The sequence below is a fragment of the uncultured Ralstonia sp. genome (assembly GCA_913056305.1).
In the GTDB taxonomy this organism is placed as follows: Bacteria; Pseudomonadota; Gammaproteobacteria; order Burkholderiales; family Burkholderiaceae; genus Ralstonia.
Map to the genome: position 1 here is coordinate 1 of CAJXMR010000324.1, position 3,699 is coordinate 3,699.

The 3,699-nt window shown below is 64.4% G+C and carries 3 protein-coding genes and 1 tRNA gene; 1 reads left to right on the forward strand and 3 read right to left on the reverse strand.

The window, feature by feature from the left end:
- Window positions 1-1,137 (reverse strand): RNB domain-containing ribonuclease (locus QZ609_RS25335; RefSeq protein ID WP_295500922.1); only part of this gene is annotated, 1,137 nt, incomplete at its 3' end.
- Window positions 1,138-1,207: 70 nt separating this feature from the next.
- Between QZ609_RS25335 and QZ609_RS25340 the strand changes: the two genes are divergently transcribed.
- Window positions 1,208-1,292 (forward strand) — tRNA-Leu (locus QZ609_RS25340).
- A gap of 358 nt (window positions 1,293-1,650) precedes the next feature.
- On the opposite strand, the gene QZ609_RS25345 is transcribed toward QZ609_RS25340, so the two are convergent.
- Together QZ609_RS25345 and QZ609_RS25350 are read right to left on the reverse strand one after the other, a co-directional pair.
- Entirely contained in the window at window positions 1,651-2,235 is a 585-nt protein-coding gene (locus QZ609_RS25345) for a phosphoribosyltransferase (RefSeq protein WP_295500925.1), read from the reverse strand.
- Window positions 2,236-2,351: 116 nt separating this feature from the next.
- Window positions 2,352-3,692, reverse strand: coding sequence for an adenylosuccinate synthase (locus QZ609_RS25350; protein WP_295500928.1), 1,341 nt, complete (start codon window positions 3,690-3,692; stop codon window positions 2,352-2,354).
- Window positions 3,693-3,699 lie beyond the last annotated feature (7 nt).

The following is a 3,699-nucleotide window of genomic DNA, read 5'->3' on the forward strand; positions in this document are numbered from 1 at the left end:
CCAGACCTCGTTGTAGGTCAGGCGCGCCTTCGAGTGCATCACCGCCGGATAGAACTGGTAGGCCTTGATCTCGCCCTTGGCCGTAATGACCGCGTCGCAGACCATGCACAGGCGATCCACCTCGGGGTTCAGCGAGCATAGACCGTTGGAGAGCTTCTCCGGCAGCATCGGAATCACGCGGCGCGGGAAGTAGACCGAGGTCGCGCGATCGATGGCATCCGCATCGAGCGGGTGGCCCGGCTTGACATAGTGCGAGACGTCGGCAATCGCCACGATCAGGCGCCAGCCCTTGCTGCGGCCGATCTTGACGGGCTCGCAGTAGACCGCGTCGTCAAAGTCGCGTGCGTCTTCGCCGTCGATGGTGACGAGCGCTACGTCGCGCAGGTCGATGCGACCGGCCAGATCGGCATCACGGACGGCGTCGGGCAGTGCTTCGGCCTCGCGCTGCGCCGCTTCGGCAAACTCATGCGGCACGCCGTACTTGCGCACCGCAATCTCGATTTCCATGCCGGGATCATCGATCTCGCCCAGCACCTCGACCACGCGGCCGATCGGCTGCACGTAGCGATCCGGATATTCCAGGATCTCCACGCTCACCACCTGGCCGACCTTGGCCTTGCCCTGCCCCTTGGGCGCGATCAGGATGTCGCGGCCCAGGCGCTTGTCTTCGGGCGCCACCACCAGCGTGCCGCTCTCCGACAGCAGCCGACCGATGACGAAGCGGTTGGCCCGCTTCAAGATCTCGACGATCTGACCTTCCGAGCGTCCGCGGCGGTCGTAGCCGACGGCGCGCACCAGGGCGCGGTCGCCGTGCATCGCCTTCTGCATCTCGCGCTCGGGCAGGAAGATATCGGGCTCGCCGTCGTCGCGCACGAAGAAGCCGTAGCCGTCACGGTGGCCGATCACGCGGCCCTCGATGAAATTGGGTTGGTGCGCCAATTCGTAGCGCCCCTTACGGTTGAGTTCGATCTGACCATCCCGCTCCATGGCGGTCAGACGCTTGATAAAGCCGTCATGCTCCTTGCGCGTGACCGACAGCGCCTTGGCAATATCGGTGGCAGACAGCGGAGACCCCGAAGTGCGCAGCACGCCGAGGATTTCTTCCCGGCTCGGGATCGGATAAGTCGGTTGATTCAATTTTTTCTTCTAGAGTGTTGACAGGATCGCAGGATCCAGTAATAATCATTGCTTCGGTACACGCACACCTGCCCAGGTGGCGGAATTGGTAGACGCACTAGTTTCAGGTACTAGCGGGTAACTCCGTGGAGGTTCGAGTCCTCTCCTGGGCACCAGAGTTTAGGAACGGCGCAACGCAAGTTGCGCCGTTTTTCTTTTCCGAGCCCGGATCATTGATCAGTTGCTGACGCGGCATTCCGCGAAGGACGACAGGCATTGTGTCTTGGCTATCGCGCCAGGGTTGGACCAGGATCACCAGTCTCATCTGTCCCAGACGCTGGGTGGGTTCGACGCCCGGCGCATCCATCAAGACGCGCCCCGCTTCGATCGACCGCGCAGGTGAACCGCAAAGCCAGTCCGTGCGCGGGTTTCGGGCCAGTGTTGCGGCCCGTGACGTGAGGTTACCGAAGTGGCACGCACGGCGCAAGCCGCACACACCACTCCCCGCTTGCTTCGACGCAAACCGCCAACGGCTCAAGCCGCCGGGGCCTCGCTGCTCATCTCGCCACCATTGGCCGCGCGCGCCTTGCCGCGCTTGATCCAAGCCGACAGATTGTGCGGACGCAGCGTGTCGTATTCCTCGAACGGCTGGTGGATCCACGGGTTGGTCGGCAGGAACTGCACCGCATAGTCCGGCTTGATCTTCGAGCACGCCTTGTGCCACAGCACCGCCGTGCGCACATCGGTCACAGCCGGATAGCGCTCCTTCAGGTGGCGCCCCACACGCTCTAGCGTGATGCCCGAATCCACCAGGTCGTCGACTAGCAGCACGCGGCCCGTCAGCTCGCCGCGCGTCATGGTGATGTACTGGGCGATATCGAGATCGCCCTGCTGCGTGCCGGCCGCCTCACGGTAGCTGCTGGTGGCCAGGATGGCGAGCGGCAGATCGTAGATGCGCGAGAGCTGGTCACCCACACGCAAGCCGCCACGCGCCAGACACAGGATCTTGTCGAACTTCCAGCCCGACTCATGCACGACCAGCGCCAGGCGCTCGATCAGGCCGTGGTAGTCGTCCCAGGACACCCACAGGTGCGAGTCGTCGTTGATCGGCTGGTTCATGGTGTTCCTCTTCGTGATCGTGAATGCGGCGTGGGTTGCCGCTGTCGTGTTCGATGAAAACGCCGCCCAATGCAAATTCGCCCGGCGAATCACCGGGCGAATCTGGGCGGTGCGCGTCAATCCTTGTACGGATGACGCAGCAAGATGGTCTCGTCGCGGTCGGGGCCGGTGGAGATCATGGCGATCGGGATGCCGGCCACTTCCTCCACACGCTTCAGGTACGCCTGCGCGGTCTCGGGCAGCGCATCCCACTCCTTCAGACCGAAGGTCGACGTGTTCCAGCCCGGGAATTCTTCGTAGATCGGCTGGCAGCGCGCCACGGTGTCGGAGCCGCGCGGCAGGATATCGACTTCCTTGCCGTCGAGCATGTAACCGACGCACAGCTTGATGGTTTCCAGGCCGTCGAGCACGTCGAGCTTGGTGATGCACAGGCCCGACACGCCATTGATCTGGATCGCGCGGCGCAGCGCGGCGGCATCGAGCCAGCCGGTGCGGCGCGGACGGCCCGTGACCGAGCCGAATTCCTTGCCGACATTGGCCAGGCGCACGCCGGTCGGGTCTTGGCGAGCGGGGTTGTCCGCGTCGTACAGCTCGCTCGGGAACGGGCCGGAGCCCACGCGCGTGCAGTACGCCTTGGTGATGCCCAGGATGTAGTGCAGCTGGCCCGGGCCCACGCCCGCACCGGCGGCGGCATTACCGGCCACGCAGTTGCTCGACGTGACGAACGGGTAGGTACCGTGGTCGATGTCCAGCAGCGTGCCCTGCGCACCTTCGAACATCAGGTTCTTGCCGGCGGCGTTGGCGGCGAACAGCTCGGCCGACACGTCCGTCACCATCGGCGCGAGGCGCTCGCCGTACGGCAGCATCTCGTCCAGCGTCTGCTGGAAGTCCAGCGCCGGGTGGTTCAGGTACTGCGTCAGCACGAAATTGTGGAAGTCCAGGTTCTCGCGCAGGCGCTCGGCAAAGTAGGCCGGATCGAACAGGTCCTGCACGCGCAGCGCGCGGCGGGCCACCTTGTCTTCGTACGCCGGGCCGATACCGCGGCCGGTGGTGCCGATCTTGGCGGCGCCGCGCTTGATCTCGCGCGCCTTGTCGATGGCGACGTGGTACGGGAGGATCAGCGTGGTCGCTTCCGAGATGCGCAGGCGGTTCTGCACCTGCACGCCCGCCGATTCCAGCTCGTCGATTTCCTTGAACAGCGCCTCGGGCGAGAGCACCACACCGTTGCCGATGTAGCACGCCACGCCGTCGCGCATGATGCCCGACGGGATCAGACGCAGGATCGTCTTCTTGCCGCCGATGATGAGGGTGTGCCCTGCGTTATGTCCGCCCTGGAAACGAACCACGCCTTGCGCGTGATCGGTCAGCCAATCGACGATTTTCCCTTTACCTTCGTCACCCCACTGGGTGCCGATGACGACGACATTGCGTCCTTGGCTCACTGCTGGTGCGGACATGTTGAAT